Origin of the sequence: Mesorhizobium loti, assembly GCA_014189435.1 — a bacterium.
In the GTDB taxonomy this organism is placed as follows: domain Bacteria; phylum Pseudomonadota; class Alphaproteobacteria; order Rhizobiales; family Rhizobiaceae; genus Mesorhizobium; species Mesorhizobium loti_G.
Genome location: CP050294.1, coordinates 92,234 through 116,843, shown reverse-complemented (window position 1 = coordinate 116,843; position 24,610 = coordinate 92,234). Strand labels below are relative to the sequence as shown.

Sequence of the window (24,610 nt, the reverse complement as noted above, 5' to 3'; positions counted from 1 at the left end):
TTCAGCAGGCCGCTACCTCAACCCGGATTGCCTCGGTCTTCTCGCGCAAGGAGCACAGCGGAATTCTGTAGCGTCCGGAAGGTGCAGCGGCGCTTGGTCCTAGGCTCGGGCTTTCCAGAAGGCCGGGCCTTCTTTCCTGGTTGCAAGCCTTGAAGAGGCCGCTGCCGCAATGGCGACGCTTCTAGGGGCGCGGGGTGCCGGGAGAGAAAAAGGGCGGGCGGGTTGCGGTGACGGGTAAAGGTTCGGGAGAGAGTCTTCCGGCGCCCGCCCAGGAGCGACACCCATGACCCAGATGGAAATTCACACGCCAAAGCGCAACGAGCGTGGCGGTTACAAGGTTGACGTCAGCCGCGGCCAGCGCATCGGCCGCGTCTCGTCAGAATGGTTCAACCGGCCGGCGGACGAGCGATACCTGTCGCTCACCGACCTCCGGAATTCGGTGAAGAGCCGATCGGAGCCCAGCAAGACCCGCATCGTCGAAAGTGAGCTGATCCGCGTCGAGGCCAGCCGCGACGATCCGGAGCGCCTGAGACTAATGCTGCCCGATGCGCGTGCGCCTGTCGCCCCCACGCATTGGAGTTTTGGCCAACTCGCCAGCCTGGTCGGCGCGCCGGCCACTTATCTGCGCCAGCTTCCGGCCCCGCTCGCGGCAATCAACCTTCAGCACGGTCTCCTCAACCACCGCGCCGAGCAGGTGAAGACGCTGGAAATTGAGAACGGACGCCTCGAGCTGCGGGCGGTAACAGGCCCTGACTATGGCAGAATATATGACTCAGAGCTGGTGGACGCCGTGCAAAAGGTCGCCGGCAACGGTACAGGAGACACGCGCTGGAAGGTCCCCGGAGTGCTCGACTGGTCGACAGGGATCTACAATCCGCACGTCGACATCTCCAGCGATACCACCACGCTCTACGCGTCTGATCGCGATATCTTTGTCTTCCTCGTCGACGATCTGAACCCGATCGAGGCCGGGCGGCTGCCGAATGGGGAACCGGATCTCTATTTCCGCGGCTTCTACTGCTGGAATTCCGAAGTCGGAGCTCGCACCCTCGGGATCGCCAGCTTCTATCTGCGCGCGGTTTGTCAGAATCGCAATCTGTGGGGGGTCGAAGATTTCGAGGAAATCACCATCCGCCATTCAAAATACGCGGCCTCCCGTTTCGCCCTCGAAGCCGAACCAGCCCTGATCCAGTTTGCCGATTCCTCCCCCATGCCGTTCGTCAACGGCATCAAGACCGCGCGGCAACGGATCGTTGCCAGAGACGACGAAGAGCGCCTGAGCTTCCTGCGCAAGCGGGGCTTCTCCAAGTCCGAGACCACTAAGATCATCGATACTGTGCTGCTTGAGGAAGGCCGGCCGCCAGAATCGATTTTCGATTTCGTGCAGGGCATCACGCGGGTCGCGCGGGACAAGTCGCATCAGGATGTCCGCCTGGAAATGGAGGGCAAGGCCAAGAAGCTTCTCGATTTCGCCGCCTGATCCTTTGCGGAGCCCAGCGGCGAAAACTCTCGTCGCCGGCCTCGCCTCCGCGCAGTCTCCATCAATCCCCAGCGCCGTCCTCCGAAGCAAGAGGACGGCGCTTTTTTCGTGGGAGAACCGTGACGCCAACATGCTGCAGGCCCCTCGGGCGGCTCGGTCGCGTCGAGATCCGCGAGCCGGGGTCAGGTCGGCGTGAGGCCTGGAGGCGGAGGGGGGAGGGGAGGGTTCTGACGGGCTTGGAGGTTCGGGGAGAGGCCCCGGGCCGCCCGTCATGGAGAACCTGACCATGGCAAAGAACGCCATTCAGAAGATCGCGATGAACGCTGCGGAGAATATTCCCTATGACAGGCTGATGCTGTCGCAGAAGAATGTTCGGCGCATCAAGGACGGGGTGTCGATCGAGCAGCTGGCCGAAGACATCGGACGGCGAAAGCTGATCCAGAGCCTGAACGTACGTCCCGTGCTCGACGGCGAGGGCGAGGAGACCGGCACGTTCGAGGTGCCCGCCGGCGGCCGGCGTTATCTCGCGCTCGGCATCCTCATCAAGCAAAAGCGCCTGGCGAAGAACGAGCCGATCCCCTGCATCGTCAACCGCGGGCAGGAGACCTCGGCCGAGGAGGATTCGCTTGCCGAAAACCTGCGGCGCGCCGACCTGCACCCGCTCGATCAGTTTCGGGCCTTCAAGACGCTCAGCGATCAGGGCCTCGATCCGGAGGAGATCGGCGCCCGCTTCTTCGTATCGCCGGCGACGGTGAGGCAGCGCCTGCGGCTGGCCTCGGTGTCACCGAAACTTCTCGATCTCTACGAGAAGGACGAAATCCGGCTCGAACAGATCATGGCGTTTTCGATCTCCGACGATCACGCGCGCCAGGAACAGGTCTGGGAGCGGATTGCCAGCTCGCACACGCAGGAACCATACTACATCAGGCGCCTGCTGACGGAGACGACGGTGCGGGCCGATGATCGCCGTGCCGTCTATGTCGGTGCCGAAGCCTATGAAGCGGCTGGAGGCGTCGTCCTTCGCGACCTGTTCGAGCAGGATTCCGGCGGCTGGTTCCAGGATGCCGCGCTCCTCGAGCAGCTTGTCTTCGACAGGCTGAAGGTGGATGCCGAGGCGATCCGCGCCGAAGGCTGGAAATGGGTCGAGGCGGCGATCAGCTTTCCCTATGGCCACACCTCCGGCATGCGGCGCATCTACGCCGAGGCGCAGGAGCTCAGCGCCGAGGAGATCGAACGCTACGAGGCGCTGAAGGCCGAATACGACAAGCTGGATGCGGACTATGCCGAGGCAGAGGAGACCGACGAGGCAATCGAGGCGAAGCTTGACCAACTGGGTGCCGAGCTCGATGCGATCGATGATCGTCCTCAAAGCTACGATCCCGGCCAGAAGACCATTGCCGGGGTGTTCGTTATGCTTGCCGCGAACGGTAAGCCCCAGGTCGACGCCGGTTTCGTTCGGTCCGAGGACGAGCCGCGGCCCGAAACCAGCGACGTCGATGAGGGCGAGGAAGGGGGCACCGAGGGCCAAACCCGATCCAATGGCGACGACGACGGCGATGGCGTTGTCGTCAACGGCCAGCCGGTGAACGACGCCTCTGGCGACGACGGCGAGGACGATGGCATCAAGCCCCTCCCTGATCGGCTCGTCTTCGACCTGACGGCGCAGCGCACGCTGGCGCTACGCAACGCGCTCGCCGGCGACGTCGATATCGCCATCATCGCCGCACTCCATGCCTTCGTCCTGCAGGTCTTCTATCGCTTCGCGCCGAACACGTGCCTGGAGATCTGCATGAAGAGCGGCAGCTTCAGCCAGGTTGACGGTCTTGCCGAGACCTCCTGGGCCAAGGAGATCGCCGAGCGGCACGAAGCCTGGGACCGCGATTTGCCCGATGAGGCGGAAGGCCTGTGGGACTTCCTTCTCGGCCTCGATGAAGCAAGCCGCAAGGCGCTTTTCGCGCACTGCGTCTCGCTGACCCTCAATGCGGTGGTCGAACCCTGGAACAGGCGAGCGAAGGCGCTCGAGCATGTAGACGTGCTTGGCCGCTCGCTCCAGTTCGACATGGTCGACGCCGGCTGGACGCCCACGGTCGAGTTCCTCGGGAGGCTCACCAAGGCGCGGATTCTACAGGCTGTCCGTGAAGCGCGTGGCGCAGACTCCGCGCAGCTGATCGACCACATGAAGAAGGACATCATGGCCCGTGAAGCTGCCCGTCTTCTCGAAGGCTCGAACTGGCTGCCAGAGCCGCTGCGCGTTGAGGTCGATGAAGTGTCTGCCGATGCTGGCGACGCGGCCGCCAGCGAGATGTCGGACGAGGCTAAGCCGGTGACCATAGACAGCGACGAGGCCGACCACCTTCAGGCCGCCGAATAGCCGGCCTCACGCTCGCACCGGGCCCGGCACTCCCGCCGGGCCCAATCCAGTTCCAACTCACCCTCAAGCCCGGGATCGCCACAGCGCGCCCGGGGAGTTTTTGTTTCATGGAGATCGACATGTTCGACTGGAAAAGATCCTGCTCCTACGACGAGCAGCAGAAGAGACGTTTCCACACCACAGCCCGTTCACGGCTGAAGAAACTCGCCGCCGAACTCGCGCTGCCGCAGGGAAGCTTCGACCTGCGCTCCAACAGGGCGGGCATCGCCGTTTGCGGTGAAATTACCCTGCACCACGACGACGCCTACATCCAGGTCGGCCAGTTCGGTTTGTCCTCAGGTCACGGTATCCTGATCCGCACCTGCAAGGGCCGTAAAGACTACATCGGCGGGGCCAACCACTTCGTCGCACTCGGCATGCTCGACGATATCCCGGCGCTCGCCGCCGCCGTCCGTGCCATCACCGGGGTTGGTCGAGACGCTTCGTGTTCCTCCGAGCGACGCGCCGCCTAAACTCCTGCAAACCCCATCATCGCCAGTGCACGTGCCGGCCGCAGGCTCGGCCCGTCGCCAGCCACAACACAGCAAGCAGTTGCCATGGCGCGGCGATGCCGCGCGTGGCCGACTTGCCTTGAGGAGAACCTCATGACCGCACATCCACCCTTCAGGAAGGTGCTCGACGGCGTCGCCACCCGCGAGCAGATGTTCCAACTGTTCAGCCGCCACAAAGACACTCCCGGCATCGATCCCAATTCCGGCACTCCCTATTCAGGCGAGTGGTTTGAGATCACCGCGTCCGAATACCACTTCATGCTAGATTTGTTGCCGCCGCTCTTCATGCGCACCGGCATGTTGGGAATGTCGGAGTATAAGGCGGGCAACGTGACCAGCGTATTCTTCGCGATCCGGATCCGGGGCCGCGAGCGCTGGTTTCATGGCTTCTGCGATCTCACGGATCGGCAGTCGCCAGACAAGATGCGCGCCGCCACCATCGCCCACGAGACCGGCGCGAGCGACAGCATGACCCGCGCGGAAAAGCTCGAGGCGATCTGGAACATAACCCCTGTCGAGCTCAGGGGGACCGCCCGCAATGCAGACCCCGAGACCGGGTGGGCCGAACATAGCGGCAAACGCACGATTCTCGTTAACGCCGGAAGGCATGATGCTGCCTTCAGGCTGCTCGATGATCTGTCGGATCTCGAGATCGACGAATTCCTGTCCAGAGTGCGATTGCGTCGGAGCTGACAAAGGAAGGCGACGATGGGCATCTATAAGAAACGCGCTTCGGCGGCGAAAGTCTCCATCACGGTGACCGACTTTCGCTCAATGGATGCACCCGCGTCCATCCTCAGCTGTTAAGACCTTCGAGACCGCATGGCCAACTGCCCCGAGGATACAAGCATCCGGTCCTCAGCAAAACTTGGGGTCAGTGCCTGCCACGCGGGAGGTATCCGGCATTGCGTAAAGCGCCGATGAACAGGCTGGCCGGGCCGGCGATACTCGTCCTGGCCTGCGCTGCGAGCGGCAGCGTGTTCCAGTCCTCCAACGGAGCGATAAAGCTGGAGAAAGTGCCATTGACCATGCAATGGCTGGTCAACAAGCCCTGCTTATCCAGCACCAGAACCCCTGTCTGATTACTTGGATACCGGATGGCGGCGACGCGCTGAAGTTCCATGTCGCCATCGATGCGCAAATTGAAAAGCACAACGCCCAGGCTTCTGTGGGCGACTTCCGCGACTTTTTCCGCGAAAGGAACAGAAAGCGCACGAACGCTGTCGACCGCCATCCCGAAAACAAGCGCGTCCAGCTCATCCGCCGCCATGAGAAGATTAGTTCCCAAGAATATAAGGATTGCAATCGGTCCAGCCGGATTGTGCACAGTCATCGCACTCGGCCGGCTAGACGCCTGAGCATCGCGTGTATGAGGCAGCGCTCTCTCGGTAGGCATGTTTGCCCCCGTTCATTGAGCCGATTGCCCTAGGCCCATGACACACCGCTTGCTCGTTGCGGGGCTTCTCCGATAAAGCACGGCGAAAGCGATATGATACGTCGGGTACTCGCTAACCCAAACTGCGACTTGGCTTGCAAGTCATGCTCACATCAAGGAACAGACTATGAAGCGCCAGATCCGGCCATTCATCGTGGAACTGAAACAGAGGCGCGGTAAGCAGAAGCCAAGCCATTCGATCTGGGGCGATCTCGACCTCCCCAAGATTGCCACGGAGATGACGCAGCCGGGCTATGCTGCTCCGCTCCCAAATTCGGAGGTCATTGACTTCAGTATAAGACCCCTTGATGCTGAAGAAGGGGATAAACCACAAGCGGAGTATATGATGGCCGATTTTCAGGACGCCCAGACTGTTCAGACGACAGTAGCCCCAGCCAAAGTGGAAGTGCCTGAATCCAAGAAGAAAGTTCCGCGAGCAAAGAAAGCGAAGGCAGAGCTCGTAAAGCCGGTCCGCAAGAACGGAGCGAAACCTGCGCCCCCGGCCGCGGAAGCGCCGGTGGCAGCGAAGACCGTCCGCAAGACATATTCCGAGAAGGAACGCTCCCAGAAGCTTGCCCAGATCGAGAAATCGATCGCTGCCGGCGCGACCAGCAAGATTGCGGTCGGCCAGGCCGGCATATCGGAGCAGACCTACTATTATTGGAAGAGGGCTGCCGCACCTTCCTCTGACAGCGGCGATCTCCGTGATCTTGTCGCGCTCGAAGAAGAAAACAAACGTCTCAAGAACCTGCTTGCCGACCGTCTGCGCAAGGAAAATGCCGAGCTCAAGAAGAAGCTCGGCCTGACCTAGGGCATACTGAGGCGCGTTGGAAATTCCGCCCGACGCTCAAAGGGGTAGCGGCGGCATATCGCCTTCGCCGACCCGCCACACCCAGGAGCCGATCTCCGGTCGCGCGGCGATCATTTCGTCGAGCGACGCTTCGTAGTTTTCGTCCGCTCCGGCCGGAACGACAAAGAGCGCTATCGGGTCGTCCCTGTTCTGAAGCAATGCATTGGCGATCGGCTGGTCGGGTTGCAGGTCAAAGCGCAATCCCTTCACGCTCTTCTCGCGAAGGCGGGCGAGCCCATCGACGAGCCTTTTCTCCGGGACCGTCTCGTAAGGAATCCAGTTCTCGGAGACCACCATCAACGCAATCTCCTCGACAATGGCGAGGCCGGCCGGGTTCAGTCCGAAGGTCGCGATCACCATCAGATGTGAGTTCGGATCCGCTGCCCACAGCGACAATTCTCTCTCGAAACGTGCCTGCAAACGGCGGTGCAATGCATCGTCGATCATGAAGGGAAAACCGGGCAAATGCCTGATGACGAGTTTCTGACCGGAGCGGGCGGGCACGATCTCCTTCACCTCGCCGACCAGGACGAGCAACTTTCGGGGGCCGGATTTCGGCGGGAGCGCCGTGCCGAGAACCGCGTTGCGACGCTGCTCAATGGCTTGCTTGTTCTCGGCCCGAAACGGCTCGGGCACGAACAGGATATCGGCGAGTGGTCCGCCCCTCACTGTCATTTGCCCGGCTGCCTCGAGCAGATGCCAACGGACATTCCACCAATGCCGTTTGCCGGCCCACCTCGATGTCCAGACAGTCAATTCAGCCTCGTGCCAGAGATAATGAAGCAGGCCACGCAGCGACATCCTCCTGGGATCGGCCGTTACGCTGGCGGAACTTTGCCCCGCAGGCACCGATGCCGCGCGGCTCCCTGTCTTCGACAGGCTGAAGTCCAACTTGAGGGCGGCCAAGCCGTTTTGCGGATCGAGCTGTATCGCACTGCCCATCAAGGCGCCCAGCCCGGACAGTTCGTAAGGTGATTCATAGGAATCACAGGATGGATCATGCCCGCCGCCGCTAAGCGGCATGCGCTTGATCAGGTGAAGGTCGCCGATGCGGGCGATGTACATCGGGCAGCCCGGCTCGCGGCACAGGCATAGCGGACGCTCGGTGCGGGCATAGGCGTTCGCCAGAGCCGCCTGCAGGTCAGGCGCTGCCTCCTCGTAGACCGCACTGCCAATTCTAAACCGTCGCATCCCCTCCACAGCTCCAGGTCGCGCCGCATCCCTGTCCGGGCATTCAAGTCTGGCTTTGCGCGGAGCGCAACCCCTTTGGTGCATCGGCGCCAGAGGGAGAGGGGAGGCGGGAAGATTGGGGCCCGGCTGGTGCGGAGAGAGTGCCGGCCCGGGCGCCACTCCCCCTCTCGCGAAGGACATCTCCATGAACATTGTTTCGACCACCTCGACCATTGGCCGGACGGCCGCTTCCCTCGCCGCGCCGGCACAAGACGCCATCGACACCGCCCAGGCGATCTATCAGGCGGCAATGCTGCTTCTGCCGTCTCTCGAACAGGGCAAGCCTGTCACCACCGCCGCACTGCGCACCGCCATGACGACCAGTTTTGACGGCAGCGATGCGCAAGGGTTCTGGGTCTGGAAGAACGCTTATGAGGCGCTCGAAGTCGCCCAGGTGCTGTTTCTGCGCCGGTTCGGTCCGGCGATCTTGTCGCGGTCGAGCACGCCTCAGGCAATGCTGGCGATGATGAGGCGCATCGCGGAACTTCTTCCCACCCACACGCGGCGCTCCGACGAGAGCCAGGCCATGCAGCAGCTCTCCACGCCCTTGCCGCTGGCTTTCGTCACGGCGCACGCCGCGGCGATCGCATCTTGCGACCTCGTTCTCGAACCCTCGGCCGGCACCGGTCTGCTCGCCGTCCACGCCGAGATGGCGCGCGCCTCGATCGCCCTCAATGAGCTTGCCGCGACGCGGGCCGATCTCCTCGGACTGCTGTTTCCAAGGGTCCCCGTCTCGCGGCACGACGCAGCCCATATCGACGATCATCTCGACGCGGCCATCGAGCCGTCCGTTGTGCTGATCAATCCACCGTTCAGCGTCGGCGCCTATGTCGACGGCCATGTCACTGACGCGGCATGGCGGCACCTCTCTTCCGCATTCGCACGCCTGCGCGCTGGCGGGCGCCTGGTCGCCATCACCGGCACCGGGCTGTGTCCGGAAAACCCCAAATGGCGGCCGGCTTTCGAACAACTGCAGCAACAGGGCACCATTGTCTTTACCGCGGCGATCGACGGCCGTGTCTACGCCCGCCATGGCACCACCACTGAGACCCGCCTGACAATTATCGACAAGGTACCGGCCGCCGAACCGAAAAACTTCGTCCGGTCGCCCGGCAAGGCCACTGATGTCGAAACGCTGCTCGCCTGGATCACGGCTCTGCCGCCCCGGACACCGGGCGGCTTTCCGGATTCGATCGGCGCACTGTCCAACGGCATCCCGCGCAATGCCGCCATGCATATGGGCGGCCGATCGGGGGCGAGAGCCGCCCTCCTCGGTGTCTCAACGGGTGCTCCAAAGGCCATCCAACCGGTCCGTACGATGGCACGAGCGAAGCCCGCCAGCCAGGTCAAGGCAAACAGCACGCCGGTGGCCCCCCTCGCCTATGAGCTGCGCGACTGGATGCCGGAAGAGGGCGGGCGGCTCACCGACACTATCTACGAACCCTACGCGCTACAGTCGATCGACATTCCCCGCGCAAAGCCGCATCCGACGCCGCTCGTGCAGTCGGCCGCAATGGCCGCCGTCGCGCCACCAAAACCTTCCTATCGGCCGCTTCTTCCTGATGCGATCATCGACGAGGGCCTGCTGTCGGACGCCCAGCTCGAAAGCGTCGTCTATGCCGGCGAAGCCCATTGCGGCCATCTCGCCGGCACCTGGACGGTTGACGAGACCTGCGATGTCGTCTCGGCCGCACCAGAAGGGGCTGCGAACGCTGTCCGCTTCCGCCGTGGATGGTTTTTGGGTGACGGAACCGGCTGCGGCAAGGGACGGCAAGTCGCAGGCATCATCCTCGACAATTGGCTGCAGGGGCGCCGCCGTGCGATCTGGATTTCCAAGTCGGACAAGCTACTGGAAGATGCCCAGCGCGATTGGGCGGCACTTGGTCAGGAAAAACTTCTCGTCCAGCCGCTGTCGCGTTTTCGCCAGGGCACGCCGATCCGCCTTGCCGAGGGCATCCTGTTCACAACCTACGCGACGCTCCGCTCGCAGGAGCGGGAAGGCAAGAAATCCCGGATCGCCCAGATCCTCGACTGGGTTGGCCAAGAGGCGGGGAGGGCCGAAGGCCCGACAGGGAACGGAGAAGAGTCGGCAGGGAGGGCCGAAAGCCAGACAGGAATTGGAGAAAACCCGTCGGGGGCGAAAAAATCTTTCGATGGCGTCATCGTCTTCGACGAGGCCCACGCCATGGCCAACGCCGCTGGCGGCAAAAGCGAGCGTGGCGACGTCGCCCCGTCGCAGCAAGGAAAGGCGGGACTGCGGTTGCAGCACGCCCTTCCCGACGCGCGCGTCGTCTACGTCTCGGCAACCGGCGCCACCGCTGTCGAGAACCTGGCCTATGCGCAGCGCCTCGGCATCTGGGGCAGCGAGGATTTTCCCTTCGCCAACCGCGCCGAATTCGTCGCCGCGATCGAGGATGGCGGTGTCGCGGCGATGGAAGTACTCGCCCGCGATCTCAAATCGCTCGGCCTCTATGCGGCGCGTTCGCTCTCTTATGACGAGGTCGAATACGACCTGCTCGAGCATGCACTGAGCGACGAACAGATCCGCATCTACAACGCCTATGCCGACGCGTTCCAGGTCATTCACAACAACCTGACCGCAGCACTCGAGGCGACCAACATCACCAGCAAGGCCGGCACGCTGAACCGCGACGCAAAATCGGCGGCGCGTTCAGCCTTTGAGAACACCAAGCAGCGCTTCTTCAGCCATCTCATCACCTCGATGATGGCGCCGACCCTGATCGGCGCGATAGAGCAGGACCGCGCCGACGGTCATTCGGCGGTCGTACAGATCGTCTCGACCGGCGAGGCGCTGATGGAACGACGCCTTGCCGAGATCCCGACCGAGGAATGGTCGGACCTGCATGTCGACATCACGCCGCGGGAATATGTCGGCGGGTACTTGATGCACTCCTTCCCGACCCAGTTGTTCGAGGAATATTCAGACGCGGAGGGCAACGTCTATTCGCGGCCTGTCCACGACGAAGATGGCAACCCGGTCCAGTGCCGGGACGCCGTTCGCCGGCGCGACGAGATGATCGAGCGGCTCGCGTCGTTGCCGCCGGTCGGCAGCGCGCTCGACCAGATAATCCATCACTTTGGCACCGACACCGTCGCCGAGGTGACCGGCCGCTCGCGCCGCATCGTCAAGAAGACCGGCCGCGACGGCGTCGACCGGCTTGCCGTCGAGAACCGCCAGGTCTCGGCCAACCTCGCCGAGACCCAGAGCTTCATGGACGACGACAAGAGCGTGCTGATCTTTTCGGATGCCGGCGGCACCGGCCGCTCCTATCATGCCGATCTTGGGGTGAAGAACCAGAGGCTGCGCAAACACTATCTGCTCGAGGCCGGCTGGCGCGCCGACAACGCCATCCAGGGTCTCGGACGGACCCACCGCACAAATCAGAAGCAACCGCCGTTGTTCCGGCCCATGGCCGCCAACGTGAAAGCCGGCAAGCGCTTCCTGTCGACCATCGCACGACGGCTCGACACGCTGGGCGCGATCACGCGTGGCCAGCGCCAGACCGGTGGGGCGGGGCTGTTCCGTGCCGAGGACAATCTGGAAAGCCCCTATGCACGGGCCGCACTTCGCCAATTTTACAGGCTGTTGCACCAGGGCAAGATCGAGGGCTGCTCGCTTTCGACCTTCGAGACCGCGACCGGACTGTCGCTGACGACCGACGAGGGCGGGTTGCGCGACGAGCTGCCGCCGATCACGACCTGGCTCAACCGCCTGCTGGCGCTGCGGATCGAGACCCAGAACCTGCTGTTCGAAGTGTTCGAGCAACTGATGACGGCTAAGGTCGAGGGCGCGATCGCTGCCGGCTCCTATGACAAAGGTCTGGAGACGATTGCGGCGGAGAGCATCGTCGTCACCGATCGTCGCACCGTCTACACGCATCCGGTCTCGGGCGCGCAGTCGCATGTGCTGACCGTCGCGCGCAAGGACCGTATGCGGCCGCTCGGCCTGGTCGACGCGCTGGCGATCGCCCGGGCCGAGCCGCAAGCGATCCTGTTGGTCAACACGCGGTCGAGCCGTGCGGCGATCCGGATGCCAACGGCGAGCCTGATGCTCGACGACGGCGCGATAGAGCACCGCGTGCGCCTGCTGCGGCCGACGGACGAGCTGCGCTACGGTCTCGACGCCCTTGCCGAAACCCACTGGCAGCCGGCCGACCGAAAACTGTTCTGCGACCTGTGGCAGGCAGAAGTCGCCGCCGTCCCGGAGTTCACCACCAGCACCTTTCACATCGTGACGGGTCTGCTGTTGCCGATCTGGCGTCGGCTGCCAGACCATGATTGTCAGGTCTACCGGATCCAGACCGATGCCGGCGAACGCATCATCGGCCGTCACATCGCGCCGGCGCTTGTCGCGACCATGTTCCGCAATCTGGGGCTCGACGATGTACCCAAGCTCGCGCCGGAAGATGCCTGGACCGGGCTTCGTGGAAGGCAGGATCGGGCTGCAACTCGCCGATGGCCTGATTCTGCGCCGCAGCCGGGTCATGAACGACTACCGTGTCGAATTGATTGGCTTCACCGACGCGATGGTCCCCCGGCTGAAGGCGCTGGGGCTGATCTCCGAGATCATCTCCTGGAAGCTGCGGCTGTTCATCCCGACGACCGCGCAAGGGTCCGCCATCCTCGCCTCCCTCTTCGACCGCCATACGCTTGGTCGGCGTCACCGACCGCACGTCGGCGGCTTGAGGGAGGCGATCATGACCGGCTCGGCCTCCGAGCTGGCACGCCGCCTTGGCGAAACATGCCGAGGCGGTGTGCCGCGAATATCTCTGCAACGGCCATCGCTCCGGCAATTACTGGATGGTCGGCGATGTCCGCAACACGCGCGGCCCGTTCCATGCATGTGCGGCTTAAGACGGTTGGCGGCAAGGCAGCCGGAAAATGGGTCGATGAGTCGTCGGGCGAATATGGCGACCTGCTTGACGTCATCGAGCAGAGCTGTGGTCTGGTCGACTTCCGCGAGGTCGCGGATGAAGCACGCCGCTTCCTCTCTATGCCGCTGCCACCGCCCCATCCCCTTGGCGCGCAGCGCCAACTTGCCGCGGCACGGGGCTCTCCCGACGCCGCGCGTCGCCTGTTCGGCATGTCGCAACCGATCGCCGGCACGTTGGCCGAACGCTATCTTGCCGGTCGTGGCATTCTGCTTTCAACGCATGAGCGCGCGCTGCGCTTCCATCCCGGCTGCTACTACAGGGATCTCGTTACGGGCGAGACGCAGACGCTGCCTGCCCTGATTGCCGCTGTCACCAGCCTCGACGGGCGTATCACCGGCCTGCAGCGCACTTACCTGTCCTCTGGGCTGCACCCGAGCGGCAAGGTCGGCAAGGCGCAACTCGCCGATCCACGCCGCTCGCTTGGGCATCTTTTTGGCAACGGCATCTGGCTAGGCCACCAGCCCGGTGAGCCCGTCCCGGTCATGGCCGCCGGCGAGGGCTTCGAGACGATGGCTTCGCTTAAGGTGGTGATGCCGGCGCTGCCGGCGGCGGCCGCCACCTCGGCCAATCACCTCGCCGGCCTGACGTTCCCGCCTGGCTGCCGTCGCCTCTACATCGCAGCCGATGCCGACGCCGCCGGCCGGCACGGCATCGAGCGTCTCAGCCAGCGCGCAGGCGACGCCGGGATCCTCGCCTTGGTGTTGCGGCCGCAGCTCGGCGACTTCAACGACGATCTGCGCCATCTCGGACCCGCCCATCTCGCGGCATGGCTCAGCGATCAGCTCGTCCCGGAGGATGCCCGTCTCTTTCTGCCGCCCGGATGAACGGCCCTGACCGGCAGGCGGGCAGGGGTGGCGTCACGGGGAGACTTGCAGGCATGGCGGCGGTCCGCCGGAGAGGCCGCGCCCGCGGCCTGCCCGAGAGGCGACCCCTGCCACGCCCCGGTCACGGCCGCAACGGCTGCGCCGTCCTCCGCTCGCGCTCCGGCCTTCGGTGCCGCCGCGCCCGGGGCGTAGCCGGGATGCGCTGTCAGGCCGCGAAGGGCGCGGCCACAACCGACGGAGACACGCCATGACCTACGAGCTTCCCCTCGACGACGCCTACGAACCCTACCACGCCTCCTCGCCGACCGATCGCGTCATCCTCGAACTGCAGATGTACGGCCATCGCCCGCATCAGGACGAACCTGATGCTCGGCCACTTCCCGACGACGAGGTGATCCGGGCCGGCCTCGCCGGTATCGTCGAGACCTTCGCCGGCATGCTTGGTGACACCAGGCTCGAACCCGATCTCGATGACCTGCTCTGGTCCTTCGCAAACGTCTTCCACCGTGCCGCCGAGCGCGTCGCCCGCAGTCTCGACCGCAACGAGGAGGCCCAGCGTTCAAGCCAGCAGGAACAGGACGGTTCCGAGGTGAAGTCGGTCGAGCTGGAGCGGCTCACTGCCGAGGGCATCACCTATATCGAGCGCCGCAACGTGCTCGAAATCATGCGCGATGAGGCCGCCGACCTCTACGAGGCACAAACCGGATCGGCATGGCGGCCGCGCACCGGCTCCAAGGTCAGCCACCAGGCGATGACCGCGTCGGTGATCGACAGCCGCGACTTCCTCGCCGCCCGCCGTCGCGCCGAAAACGAGGTGCTCGTTCCGGCCGGCACCAAGATTGCCTTCGCCGGCGGCCTCGACTGCAACGATCACGACCGGATCTGGGACGCGCTCGACAAGGCCCGCGAGAAGCATCCCGACATGGTCCTGATCCACGGTGGCAGCCCGCGCGGCGCCGAACGCATCGCCGCCTGCTGGGCCGAGAACCGGAAGGTCACCCAGATCGCCTTCAAGCCGGATTGGAACCGGCACGCCAAGGCGGCTCCGTTCCGCCGCAACGACCAGCTTCTCTCAGTGGTGCCCTACGGCCTGATCGTCTTTCCCGGCTCCGGCATCACCGAGAACCTTGCCGACAAGGCCCGTCGGCTCGGCATCCCCGTCTGGCGGTTCGCGGAGGACGGCGCGTGAAGCGCCGTCTTCCTTGCGTCCGCGCTCAGAACTCGCTTCCATCGCCATGTCGACGAACCCGACCGCTGGCGGTCGGATTCGTCGCGTGCACCTGTCCGAACCAGTCGCGCAACGCCGCTCGACGCGGCCAATGTCGGTCGGGGTCAGGGCAATCGATGCCGAGGCCGAGTGCTACTGGCAGAGTTGGGAGTTCATTGCTTCAAGCGACAATTCTTCCGTTCTCATGCGCTCGATTCAGGACGTGCGCCTCTGACTGGCAAACACCACCCCCTAGATCTTCGACAGGTCGTCTTTCGTTCCCATCCGATCCGGGCGCGCCGGCCTGCGGCCGGCCGGGCTCTAGTCGCGGCGTCCCGCCGCTTCCCGAGCCGGCTTCGCCGTCTCGGCCTTCGGGTGACGATCCCTCGCGCCGGGTCAGGGGGAGAGGGCGGCCGGAGCGGGGCGAGGGGCGCTGGACAGGAAGGGAAAGTCACCATGTCGATGGTATTCATAGGTGGATCGCGCGAGATATTCGAGCTGCCGGAACCTGCGATCGCTCGCATCGGCGCAATCGTCGCTGCCGAGCACGGCGTGCTGGTTGGCGACGCGTCGGGAGCCGATGCAGAGGCGCAGGGCCTGCTCGCGGGCTACAAGTACGAGCATGTCGGGGTCTTCCATGCCGGCAAGGAACCCCGGAACAATCTGGGCGACTGGGCCGCCTACCATGTTCCTTCTCCTGAGGGCGCCAGAGGATACTGGGTCCACGCCGCCAAGGACCGGGAGATGGCGCGGCGCGCCGACTTTGGCATGATGGTCTGGGACGGCGCATCACCCGGCACGGCCGTCAACGTGCTTCGGCTCGCCATGGCGAACAAGCCGTGCGTCATTTACGATCTGGCCAGAGGCAGCATGGCGACGACGTACAATGTGCAAGACTGGTGCGCCCTGCTCCGCCATGCCGGTCCGGACATTCGCCGCCAAGCCGAAGCGCGCATGACGGCGGACGAGCGTCTGGCGCTGCCAGGATGATGTACGCCCGGTCCCGCCGACAGCCCGGCCGGTCCGATCCGATATGCTTGATCCGACCCCGCGCTGCCTACTCACTTTTATGAACGGCCGGAGCCGGCCCCTTTCGAGACCGGCCCACGCGCAGAGCCGCAGGGCGTTGTGCAGGATGATCATCTTGACCCGTCTCGCTTCTGAAGCGGGTGCAAGCGTGCCGAACATCCGGGCTTGCGGTCATCCAACCTAGCTGCGAGGCATCGCCACCGTGGGGCGTGAAGTTCGCTGCCAGCCGGCTCCGATCTCGAAACCGCTGTGCCGCCATACCGAACGCGCAAGGCGGTTCACGCGCCATTGCTGCTGTTCGATGTGTTGGCGATGCCGACGACATGACCCGAGAGGCTGCAGCCTGTTCCTGCGATCCGGCAGCGTTGCGTCGGCCAAGCGATGGCGGCCTGAGTTCTTGTCCATCTGCCGCATCCGGGGCCATTCCCGTTTCATGTCGCCTTTGTAGACGACCGCCTGCTTTGTGCGGTCAACCCCCGTTGGGGGTACACTCGGCGAATATTCAGGAAAATTCGATTTCTGTGTTTTCTCTGCGGACAGGCGAAGGGCCTGCCCGCTGTTTTTCGGCAAATAGAATTTTCCAGAATTTTCGCCGAGATGACCGCAGCAGGACGGCCCTCTCCTTTGGCGCCATCGGGAATGGTCCCGATGCAACCGAAGGAGAACTACCATGGCCACCACGATCGCAAACCTCACCACCAAGGCCGACGGCTCGATGGAAGGCGTCTTTGCCACGCTCCGGGTCAACGCTCCGATCACCCTGATCCCGAACACCAACAAGTCGCGCGAGGACGCGCCCGACTACCGGATCGTCAACAAGCGCACGGGCTTCGAGATCGGAGCCGGCTGGCACCGCATCTCCCAGCGTTCGGGCGAGGAATACCTCTCGGTCAAGCTGGAAGCCCCCGAGATCGGCGTCATCTTCGGCAATCTCGCTCCCGCCCCGGGTGGCGAGGAAAACAAGAAGGTCATCCTCTGGAACAACCCCCAGTGAGGCATCGGTGGCCGGCCCCTCGAGGGGCCGGCTTCCCCACCGACAAAAGGAGGTTGCAATGAGCCGCTACACCATCACTGTCACGGGCACCGTCACCGGAAAAGTCCGCTCGGATCCAGACGCTGTCATCGGCTACGATCCACCGCTTCGGACCTACTTCCTGCAAGCGTTCCCGCACGAAGAAACCGACGAGCCCGCGCTCTGGCTTGGCACCGCCGATCGCGCGTTCGAAACGCTTGGATATCTTCGCCACGCCGCGACTGCGCACGGCTACGACTTCATGCCGCTGCCGCCCGAAATGGCTGCAAAGCTGGTCGAGGACAAAGCGGCAGCCGGCGATCGTTCGGAACGGGACGGAATCCTCGGTGAACTGCTGAAACACCTCAACCAACCCAACTAGGCAAACACGTCTCAGGGCCCGCGACGGAATGCTCCGTCGCGGGCCCTTTTTTTGCGCGTCGCCTAGAGCCAGGAACATCGCCCGTCACAGCATGCGACAGCGACTCCCGACCGCCGATTATTCCTTCGGCAGTTTGTGCTTATGAATGCGGATATAATCCTGCACGGCCTTTCGCAGCAGCTCGGTCATGCTGTGCCCGTTGCTGATCGCCAGCAACTTGAACTGGCGCTGCTCAACGGCCATCAGATAGTAGCCGCAGCGAACCATCTCCTCCTCGCGAATCTTCTTGCCGGCGATGGGATCCTTTTTCTGACCCTGCCGCAGCAGCTTGCGAAAATCGGGCCCGACTGGAGGGGACGGCTTTGTCGGTTCCTGCGTCTGTGGCGTAGCTTGCTCCTTGGTCCCTGACGTCTCGACCTTCGGTGTGATGAACATGCTCGGCAGCGCCGGCGGCTGCGTGGAGATCGCCTTCATCATGCGCGCTTTCTTGTCGTCACCGGGTTTCGGTGCGGTTTCTTCACTCATGCCGCATTCCTTGTGGCTTCGATGAAGGTTTGCAGAAGGTCGTCGAAGACCCCTTCGCTCTCGGCAACCGCCTTCGCATCGGGCACCGCGAAGCTGTAAAGGGTCTGTCCGGTCTGTAGATCGCGGTAGGCAACACGATTGTGCAGGACGTGTTCTGCAATCGGCGTGCCGTTGGCCTGGATGATGGCCCGCAGTTCGGTCAAGGCTCGGGCCCGACCATCGATGATGGTCTGCTTGGTCAGCACGAATATCGCAGGCAGCGGTCTACCCCGGCTCTCGACCGCCAGCGGAATGTAGTGGTCGGTGATCTGGATGGCGGCGGTCACGTCGTCGAGGGCAAAATAGACCGGCACGACGACAATATCGGCCGCGAAGAGCCCGGCCATGAGGTTGTCATTTGTAGTGCCTTCCGTATCGATCAAGACGACGGAGCGTTCACCGTTGTGAGTGGCTGCCGCGCGAAGGATTTCCTGCGGGGTCATCGCGCTCACCAGTTGCAGGCTGTCAGGACGATTGCCAGCGTCACCCAGCATCTGGAACCAGCGGTTCATGTTCTGCCGCCGATCGCCGTCTATAAGAGTGACTGAATAACCCCTATGCAGCGCGACGGATGCGAGGGTGCGCAGCATCGTCGATTTGCCAGTGCCGCCCTTTGGGATCGCAGCGGAGATGATCATGGGGGCCTCCTTCCGGCGTTGGCTCCTTGTTTCGATGTTAACATGGAGACAAGTCATCATGGACACATGGAAACAAGATCACGGTCGAAACATCATGACATAGTCGACGGGGAAGCCTGGTTTGGCAACCCAGGCGCTCACAGATAAGGGCTCGCTAAAGATGCAGTTTTTGCGCAGCTGCTTTCGTCAGAAAAGAAGGTCCGGTGGCCCATCGACTGCGCATTTCCGACTACGCTTTCCGGCTTCCCATCAGAAGGCCGATGGTTCCATGTTAACATGGAACCAAGTCGCCAACCCATCATAGACACATTGCATCAAATCACGATGTGAACATTTCGCCCGCGCTGCCGCCGCCGATAACTGGGCTGGTAAGAAGACGCGACCATATTTTCGTTCCTCCTCATTTGCTTCTTACTGGCAGGATAGCCTATTTTGTGATACACACAAAATAGGCGGCGCGGCCCTGGCGGGCCTTAGCGCCCGCAAGCGGGCTTGAGAGATGAATGCAGACGCCCAGAAAGCAGCGGTGAAGAGCGCGTCACGACGCTACGGCGAGGTGACGCACATCCGGTTTTCGGCTAACGAGTTGGCCAGCCTCAAAGCCATCGCGGAGCGGGACGGCGTCACCGTCAGTGAGGTCGTCCGGCGTCTGGTGCGGGCTGAGGCCGGGCATCTGCCTATCGCGTCAGAGGCGTTGCGGCCGGCGATCGTGGACATGACCGATCAGCTGCGGCGCGTCGGCGTCAATTTCAATCAGGCCGTGTGCGCCATGAACGACGGCCGGGTTGCCCAGGATGAGGATCTTGAGCAGGCGCTGATCGCCGTGGGCGACCTCGTGCGGCAGTTCCGCGAGGAACTGAAGGCGATGACTGGCGGGTCCCGCAAGGCGAGGGAGGCCAGGCCATGAGCGGTCGTCTTGCTGGCTATGCGGTCGAAATCGAACGCTATCTGCGGGGCGAGTCCGGCGTGAAGCGTGAGGAGTTGGACGATGACAAGTCTCTGACGGGCGCCCGACGCGAGGCCAGCGAATTCCAGGTGATGAAGAGTTATGAGCGGACCGGCGGCGGCGGGCACCTTAGGCCAGGACCAGCCGGCTCGACGCTGGGTGGCGGCAGGAACGCCCTTCGTTCGTCGCCGGGAGGGACAGGAGTTGTAGGAAGCTCCGTCTCCAGCGGTGCTCCGAAATCAGCGACGGCTGCTGCGAGCTCGCCCAAGGCCGCTAGCGCGCCGATCATGGTCTATGGCGCCACGCTCGCCGGTTTCCGGCCGGAAGAGGAGGAGGAAGACTGGAAGCGGCGCGGTGGTGGTGGCGGCCGTGGTGCGGGTCGCGCAAGCGGTCCAGGCCGAGCAGCGCGGGTCTCCTATCAGGCGCGGGCCGTCGCGGCACGGGCAGGCTATGCGGCGGGCGCTCAGCCTGCTGTGTTCAAGGTCATGCCCAATCCGCCATCAACCAAGGAAGCCGCCGCTCGGCTGCTCAATTACATCGGAAAGCGCGAGGATGAAAAAGGCGAGAAGCACGACATCGAGATTTTTGACGAGGATGGACAGGTCCTTGCGACAGGCGGCGCACGAAAGGCGTTCCTGGAAACGTTTTGCGAGACGTTCGAACCACCCCTGGAAAACACCAATTTTATCGAGGTTCGTTTCGAACTCGCCGGCGAAGTCACCGGTGCTGCCTTGAGCGAGGCGCTGAACAAGGCCTTCGGTGCAAAACCGTTCATCTATGCGCAGGATGGACAGGCGGTGGAGGTTTATGCACACACCGATGAGCGGGCAGGGCCGCTTGCGAGAGTCCTGGCCGGTGGTCGGGAGAATTCGCGCAGCAAGGCGCTCGACAAGATCGAGGCGCGTTTGTCTGAGGCTATGGGCGCGGCTGGCGTGGTAGCCAAGGCAGAGGTGATGGCGGCCGTCGGTCGTGAACCCAAAGCGAAATATTTCCTGCAGAAGTTCATCCGCACCCACAGCCAAGTCCGGTTCGCAAATGGCGAGCCGGTGCCCGGGGGAAGAATTCGACCAAGGCGGCGGCTTCGGTCTACGAACAATGGCGCCCGCAGTTTTCAGGGCGTGAACGCCGCAATGCCTATCACCTGCTTTTCTCGGCAAAGGCCGGCACCGATGCCAACGCCGTCATGGCCGCGGCGCGCGCCGTGCTCGAGGAGCGTGCGCCAGGATACAAGTTCGTCCTGGCGCATCACAAGGACACCAAGCACGTCCATGTCCATGCAATGGTGCAAGCACGGTCAGCCGACGGCGAACGCCTGAAATTCTACAAGCCAGATCTGGTCGCCTGGCGCGAGACCTTTGCGGAAAAAGCACGCGAGAACGGCATTGCGATGGTGGCGACGCGGCGGATGGATCATGCGATGACGCGGCCATTCACGAAGGAGCATGCCGGAGCCTACAGCCGCGCCCAGAGCGATCCGCGCTATCAGGTCAGCGCCAGGACGATCGAGCGAGTGGAGGCCAAGCGGCAACGCCGTTTGGATGGACAATCCCTTGTCGTGAACGGCGATGCAATCGCTGCCGCATGGCAAAAGACTGTGACGACGATGCGGACCGCCGGCGTGGTCGGTCAGGCTCTCACGGCAGCGGAGTCGATCGGCAACGATTTTCTGCGGTTCCGTCGCGATCGGGCAGGGGAGGGGCAACCAGGTCCTGCCGCGGGTCGCGGAGCTGATCAATCGGGGCAGAAGTCTTTCCTGTCCCATCCCGGTATGAGAGAATTGAATGCACTGATAGGAGATTTGAACATGGCGCAAACCCCCTTGGAAATGCGGCGTCAGATGGCCCGCGTCAATCAGGCTCTGGACAACATACGCGAGACGCTGCCGCCGACGCATCAAGGACAGTTTGAAGAGTATCGCGAAGAGGTCAACGACAAGATGCACGATCGTCTCGCGCGGTTGCAGTTCGAGCGGCAGCAGCACCGTCGTGGTGGTGGCGGTGAGGAACCGATCCCCGAGCGCGAGGCGCGAGGGCGAGACCTTCCAACCCGGGACGATCCTCGCCAGCCGGAGCAGCCGCGCACCGGCACCGAGCAGGAGAAGAGAGCCAAGCAAAAGGACGCCAAAAAGCACAAGACTCAACAGGCTGAAGAGCAGGACCGCAAGACCCATCGCTCGAATGGTAACGATTACGAGCGCTGAGCAGCATCGCTTGCCGGTCCTCTACGGCGCGGGAGTGCAGGGAAATGCCGCCGAGGCTCGTTCGTGCGTCGGAGGTTCAGGATCCAGAGCCACGCATCTCATGTCGAGCAGTCAGAGGCTGGTCCCGTTTCCAGCCAGCCGAAGCTTCGTCTCTCACGGTCACCCGTTGGGGAATCCAGCCCTTGTGCCAAACGGTGTCCTCCTGCCTGCGCTCGCGGCGGCCTTTCCAAGGATCGATAAGCGCGCTAATTTAGTTCTGATGGGAATGGAGTTCTCCCGAAACCGCCAGTAAGGCTGATGACTCCTACCGCGACAAATCGCGGTAGGAATCCGCCCAGATCCCCGCCGCACGGCGGGCTGTAGCTCGCCTCAACAAGAGGATCGAGCATGTCTTTTACGAATTGCCTTGTGGTCATGGCCGGGGGTGCGATCGGCACCTTGGCGCGCTATCTGGTGTCATTCCTGGCGCTGCCCATCAGCGGCCAGCTGCCTTGGGGCACCATCATCATCAACATCACCGGCTCGCTGCTGATCGGGTTTTTCGGCACGATTACCTTGGCCAACGGGCGGTTTCCGGTGTCCGAACCGCTGCGCCTGTTCGTGATGATAGGCGTCTGCGGCGGCTACACGACGTTTTCATCGTTCAGCCTGCAGACCCTCGACCTGATCCGCGCCGGCGGCGCGACTCGGGCGGCCTTAAACATCGGCCTGTCGGTGGCGTTGTGCATTGGCGCGGTGGCGATCGGCCACCTGATTGCATCCCGCCTCAATGGCGGCGCCATGCAGATTGCGCAAATCAACCTGGAAGAAGAAGCTTAAACTCGCCCGGCTGGCGGCAGCATTCGCTTTGCCTATATGATGCCGGGCGTGGCGGCGGGAGCGCGCGGAAGCCCTCCCTGCGCAACATCCCTAGGATGGCCCGCCGTCACGCCGGCCGAGACGTTAACGCTGTCTAGTCGGCTTTCGAAGATGGGGCTCCCGCGTTCTCTTCCTGGGAGCGTTGGTGCATGGATCTTTTGTCAACGGTTTGGCGATAGGCAGGCAGGATCGAAATCAGCTTGATTTGAGTGCCATGCCGTACAAACACAACGCAGATCGTCGTCATCACGTCGGAAAGATGAAATTCAGGGTGACGAATTGGCGTGACTACGAAGCAGGTCTGCGCCGGCGTGGTAGCCTGACCTTATGGGTAACGCCGGAGGCACTGGCGGGATGGCGCGCTCCGCGACGCAAGACCCGCGGCGGCCAAGCCCGGTATTCCGATCTCGCCATTGAGACAGCGCTGACGCTGGGTTGCGTCTTCGCAATGCGGCTGCGCCAGACCGAGGGATTGCTTCACTCGCTGCTGGATCTCATGGGGCTGAAAGTCCCAGTTCCAGATCATACGACGCTGAGCCGTCGGGCACAGAAGTGGGAGCCATCAGCCCGACGAAACCCGCCGCTGCCGGACGGCCCGCTGCATGTGCTTGTCGATAGCACGGGATTGAAAGTCTACGGCGCCGGGCAATGGCTGGAGCAGAAACATGGCGCCAGATCACGTCGCAACTGGCGCAAGCTGCATCTGGCAGTGGATGCCAAAAGTGGCGCGATCATTGCCCAAAGGCTGACAGATCAGGACACGGATGATCCTTCCCAGGTGGCACCGCTGCTCGATCAGATCGACGGCGAGATCGACCAGTTCACAGCCGACGGAGCCTATGACGGCAAGCCAACCTATCAGTCTATCCTGCAGCACAGCGCAACCGCGAACATCGTCATTCCACCGCGTTCCACGGCGGTGGAAAGCAGTGATGCCGGACCGCCTGGTCAAAGGGACAAGCACATTGCCGCAATCGCAAGCGACGGTCGGCTGAAATGGCAGGCAGCCACCGGCTACGGCAAGCGGGCGCTGAGCGAAACGGCCATCGGACGATACAAGGGGCTGATCGGACGGCGCCTGCGAGCACGCTCTCTTCCGGCTCAACAGACCGAGGTTGCCATCGGTTGCATCGTTCTCAACCGCATGCTGGCATGGGCACGCCCGGAGTCTATCCGGCGTCAAGTCACGCAGGCATAACCAACGAAAGCGCGAATTTCTCTGCACCTTTTTCCATTGAGCGTGTTTTGGCATGAAGTGTCCACTTTGGAGGTGGACACCACGTGATTGAGGACGATGAACAGAAACTGCTGGTGAGGCGAATTTTGCGTAACGGCCGCCGGCGGTACGACGCGGCGTCAAAAGAGCGGCTCGTTGCGGCCTGCCTTGAGCCTGGCGTGTCGGTATCGGGACTTGCGCTTGAACATGGGATCAATGCCAACCTTCTTAGGAAGTGGATAAAGACGACCAAAGACGCCGTTGCTTTGCCGCCACCTGCGCCGTCGGCGTTCATTCCAGTTCAAGTCAGCGCCGCGGAGTACAGCCTGCCTATGCAGGGCAATTCGGTAGAGAGGCCTGCCACGCGTGGTGAAGAGCGGCTGTCGAAGTCGTCGCCACTCCCAGCCAAGGTGAGCGCGTCTTTGCCGAACGGCGTGAAGTTGACGCTGGAATGCGGTGATGTGGATGCATTGACGGCGATCATCGGAGCACTGGGTCATGTTCAGACTGGGCGCTGACCTGACAGTCTACCTGCATCGCGAACCGATCGACTTCCGCGCCGGCATCAACAGCCTTGCGGTCCTGGTTCAGGAGGTGATGGAGCTCGACCCGTTTGCGCCTGCGGTCTTTGCCTTTTGCAATCGCCGTCGCGACCGGATGAAACTCTTGTTCTTTGACCGGTCCGGCTTCGTGCTGGTTCTAAAGCGGCTGACCGAGGACAAGTTCCGGTGGCCGCGCCGGGAGACGGCGGTGGTTACGCTGACGACCGAGCAGCTCCATTGGATTCTCGACGGCATCGACATCGACGCAATGGTGCGCCATCCGGTGCGGCAATATCAGGTTGCGGGCTGACGGCTCCCGA

19 protein-coding genes and 2 pseudogenes are annotated in these 24,610 nt (G+C 63.2%); 17 read left to right on the top strand and 4 right to left on the bottom strand.

Translation table 11 applies throughout. The features are described from left to right. The first annotated feature begins 283 nt into the window (after nt 1–283). From HB777_35315 to HB777_35300, 4 genes are all read left to right on the top strand, one after another. Nucleotides 284–1,480 carry a DUF932 domain-containing protein gene (locus HB777_35315; protein QND69086.1) on the top strand — a complete coding sequence of 399 codons (1,197 nt, stop codon included), beginning with the start codon at nt 284–286 and terminating at the stop codon, nt 1,478–1,480. Nucleotides 1,481–1,766: 286 nt separating this feature from the next. Continuing rightward, a complete protein-coding gene (locus HB777_35310) occupies nt 1,767–3,851 on the top strand; it encodes a ParB/RepB/Spo0J family partition protein (GenBank protein QND69085.1) in 2,085 nt (694 codons plus the stop codon). A 119-nt stretch (nt 3,852–3,970) separates the two neighbouring features. Then, the gene (locus tag HB777_35305) at nt 3,971–4,363 is read left to right on the top strand and encodes a hypothetical protein (GenBank protein QND69309.1); all 393 of its coding nucleotides are present in this window, start codon (nt 3,971–3,973) and stop codon (nt 4,361–4,363) included. 132 nt (nt 4,364–4,495) lie between these two features. Then, nucleotides 4,496–5,095, top strand: coding sequence for a DUF1419 domain-containing protein (locus HB777_35300; protein QND69084.1), 600 nt, complete (start codon nt 4,496–4,498; stop codon nt 5,093–5,095). A 181-nt stretch (nt 5,096–5,276) separates the two neighbouring features. Here the strand turns inward: HB777_35300 and HB777_35295 are convergent, their stop codons facing one another. Next, the gene (locus tag HB777_35295) at nt 5,277–5,672 is read right to left on the bottom strand and encodes a hypothetical protein (GenBank protein QND69083.1); all 396 of its coding nucleotides are present in this window, start codon (nt 5,670–5,672) and stop codon (nt 5,277–5,279) included. Between the two features lie 511 nt (nt 5,673–6,183). Between HB777_35295 and HB777_35290 the strand changes: the two genes are divergently transcribed. After that, nucleotides 6,184–6,648, top strand: a complete 465-nt coding sequence (locus tag HB777_35290) for a transposase (protein ID QND69308.1) — start codon at nt 6,184–6,186, stop codon at nt 6,646–6,648. A 36-nt stretch (nt 6,649–6,684) separates the two neighbouring features. On the opposite strand, the gene HB777_35285 is transcribed toward HB777_35290, so the two are convergent. Further along, nucleotides 6,685–7,878 carry a DUF1173 domain-containing protein gene (locus HB777_35285; protein QND69082.1) on the bottom strand — a complete coding sequence of 398 codons (1,194 nt, stop codon included), beginning with the start codon at nt 7,876–7,878 and terminating at the stop codon, nt 6,685–6,687. Nucleotides 7,879–8,062: 184 nt separating this feature from the next. Here HB777_35285 and HB777_35280 point away from each other — a divergent pair. The 6 genes and pseudogenes from HB777_35280 (at nt 8,063) to HB777_35255 (ending at nt 17,326) form a co-directional block, all read left to right on the top strand. Continuing rightward, nucleotides 8,063–12,536, top strand: a pseudogene (locus HB777_35280) (methylase). 99 nt (nt 12,537–12,635) lie between these two features. Next, nucleotides 12,636–13,696, top strand: a pseudogene (locus HB777_35275) (DNA primase). Nucleotides 13,697–13,943: 247 nt separating this feature from the next. Beyond that, nucleotides 13,944–14,885 (top strand): DUF2493 domain-containing protein, encoded by a 942-nt coding sequence (locus HB777_35270; GenBank protein QND69081.1) that lies wholly within the window; start codon nt 13,944–13,946, stop codon nt 14,883–14,885. Nucleotides 14,886–15,359: 474 nt separating this feature from the next. Further along, nucleotides 15,360–15,893 (top strand): hypothetical protein, encoded by a 534-nt coding sequence (locus HB777_35265; GenBank protein ID QND69080.1) that lies wholly within the window; start codon nt 15,360–15,362, stop codon nt 15,891–15,893. Nucleotides 15,894–16,602: 709 nt separating this feature from the next. Further along, entirely contained in the window at nt 16,603–16,926 is a 324-nt protein-coding gene (locus HB777_35260; GenBank protein QND69079.1) for a DUF736 family protein, read from the top strand. A 58-nt stretch (nt 16,927–16,984) separates the two neighbouring features. After that, the gene (locus HB777_35255; GenBank protein ID QND69078.1) at nt 16,985–17,326 is read left to right on the top strand and encodes a hypothetical protein; all 342 of its coding nucleotides are present in this window, start codon (nt 16,985–16,987) and stop codon (nt 17,324–17,326) included. Between the two features lie 117 nt (nt 17,327–17,443). Here the strand turns inward: HB777_35255 and HB777_35250 are convergent, their stop codons facing one another. Both HB777_35250 and HB777_35245 read right to left on the bottom strand, forming a co-directional pair. Further along, a complete protein-coding gene (locus HB777_35250; GenBank protein ID QND69077.1) occupies nt 17,444–17,851 on the bottom strand; it encodes a hypothetical protein in 408 nt (135 codons plus the stop codon). Beyond that, nucleotides 17,848–18,528, bottom strand: coding sequence for a ParA family protein (locus HB777_35245; protein QND69076.1), 681 nt, complete (start codon nt 18,526–18,528; stop codon nt 17,848–17,850). Before HB777_35245 ends, HB777_35250 begins: the two co-directional genes overlap by 4 nt. 499 nt (nt 18,529–19,027) lie before the next feature. On the opposite strand from HB777_35245, the gene HB777_35240 reads away from it, so the two are divergent. The 6 genes from HB777_35240 (at nt 19,028) to tnpB (ending at nt 24,600) form a co-directional block, all read left to right on the top strand. After that, nucleotides 19,028–19,435: a ribbon-helix-helix domain-containing protein gene (locus HB777_35240; GenBank protein ID QND69075.1), complete on the top strand. Its 408-nt coding sequence runs from the start codon at nt 19,028–19,030 to the stop codon at nt 19,433–19,435. Nucleotides 19,436–20,459: 1,024 nt separating this feature from the next. Then, entirely contained in the window at nt 20,460–21,674 is a 1,215-nt protein-coding gene (locus HB777_35235) for a relaxase/mobilization nuclease domain-containing protein (protein ID QND69307.1), read from the top strand. Between the two features lie 387 nt (nt 21,675–22,061). After that, nucleotides 22,062–22,493 carry a fluoride efflux transporter CrcB gene (gene crcB / locus HB777_35230; GenBank protein QND69074.1) on the top strand — a complete coding sequence of 144 codons (432 nt, stop codon included), beginning with the start codon at nt 22,062–22,064 and terminating at the stop codon, nt 22,491–22,493. 253 nt (nt 22,494–22,746) lie between these two features. Beyond that, on the top strand, nt 22,747–23,730 hold the full coding sequence (locus HB777_35225) for an IS5 family transposase (GenBank protein ID QND69073.1): 984 nt from the start codon (nt 22,747–22,749) through the stop codon (nt 23,728–23,730). Between the two features lie 86 nt (nt 23,731–23,816). Then, nucleotides 23,817–24,266, top strand: coding sequence for a transposase (locus HB777_35220; GenBank protein ID QND69306.1), 450 nt, complete (start codon nt 23,817–23,819; stop codon nt 24,264–24,266). After that, complete coding sequence (gene tnpB, locus HB777_35215) at nt 24,247–24,600, top strand: IS66 family insertion sequence element accessory protein TnpB (GenBank protein ID QND69072.1); 354 nt, start codon at nt 24,247–24,249, stop codon at nt 24,598–24,600. Before HB777_35220 ends, tnpB begins: the two co-directional genes overlap by 20 nt. Nucleotides 24,601–24,610: the final 10 nt, after the last annotated feature.

Excerpts from the sequence above, each read along its gene's own strand:
- HB777_35315 (QND69086.1), top strand. The coding sequence starts at position 284 with ATGACCCAGATGGAAATTCACACGCCAAAGCGCAACGAGCGTGGCGGT.
- HB777_35310 (QND69085.1), top strand. The coding sequence starts at position 1,767 with ATGGCAAAGAACGCCATTCAGAAGATCGCGATGAACGCTGCGGAGAAT.
- HB777_35305 (QND69309.1), top strand. The coding sequence starts at position 3,971 with ATGTTCGACTGGAAAAGATCCTGCTCCTACGACGAGCAGCAGAAGAGA.
- HB777_35300 (QND69084.1), top strand. The coding sequence starts at position 4,496 with ATGACCGCACATCCACCCTTCAGGAAGGTGCTCGACGGCGTCGCCACC.
- HB777_35295 (QND69083.1), bottom strand. The coding sequence starts at position 5,672 with ATGGCGGCGGATGAGCTGGACGCGCTTGTTTTCGGGATGGCGGTCGAC.
- HB777_35290 (QND69308.1), top strand. The coding sequence starts at position 6,184 with ATGGCCGATTTTCAGGACGCCCAGACTGTTCAGACGACAGTAGCCCCA.
- HB777_35285 (QND69082.1), bottom strand. The coding sequence starts at position 7,878 with ATGCGACGGTTTAGAATTGGCAGTGCGGTCTACGAGGAGGCAGCGCCT.
- HB777_35270 (QND69081.1), top strand. The coding sequence starts at position 13,944 with ATGACCTACGAGCTTCCCCTCGACGACGCCTACGAACCCTACCACGCC.
- HB777_35265 (QND69080.1), top strand. The coding sequence starts at position 15,360 with ATGTCGATGGTATTCATAGGTGGATCGCGCGAGATATTCGAGCTGCCG.
- HB777_35260 (QND69079.1), top strand. The coding sequence starts at position 16,603 with ATGGCCACCACGATCGCAAACCTCACCACCAAGGCCGACGGCTCGATG.
- HB777_35255 (QND69078.1), top strand. The coding sequence starts at position 16,985 with ATGAGCCGCTACACCATCACTGTCACGGGCACCGTCACCGGAAAAGTC.
- HB777_35250 (QND69077.1), bottom strand. The coding sequence starts at position 17,851 with ATGAGTGAAGAAACCGCACCGAAACCCGGTGACGACAAGAAAGCGCGC.
- HB777_35245 (QND69076.1), bottom strand. The coding sequence starts at position 18,528 with ATGATCATCTCCGCTGCGATCCCAAAGGGCGGCACTGGCAAATCGACG.
- HB777_35240 (QND69075.1), top strand. The coding sequence starts at position 19,028 with ATGAATGCAGACGCCCAGAAAGCAGCGGTGAAGAGCGCGTCACGACGC.
- crcB (QND69074.1), top strand. The coding sequence starts at position 22,062 with ATGTCTTTTACGAATTGCCTTGTGGTCATGGCCGGGGGTGCGATCGGC.
- HB777_35225 (QND69073.1), top strand. The coding sequence starts at position 22,747 with ATGCCGTACAAACACAACGCAGATCGTCGTCATCACGTCGGAAAGATG.
- tnpB (QND69072.1), top strand. The coding sequence starts at position 24,247 with ATGTTCAGACTGGGCGCTGACCTGACAGTCTACCTGCATCGCGAACCG.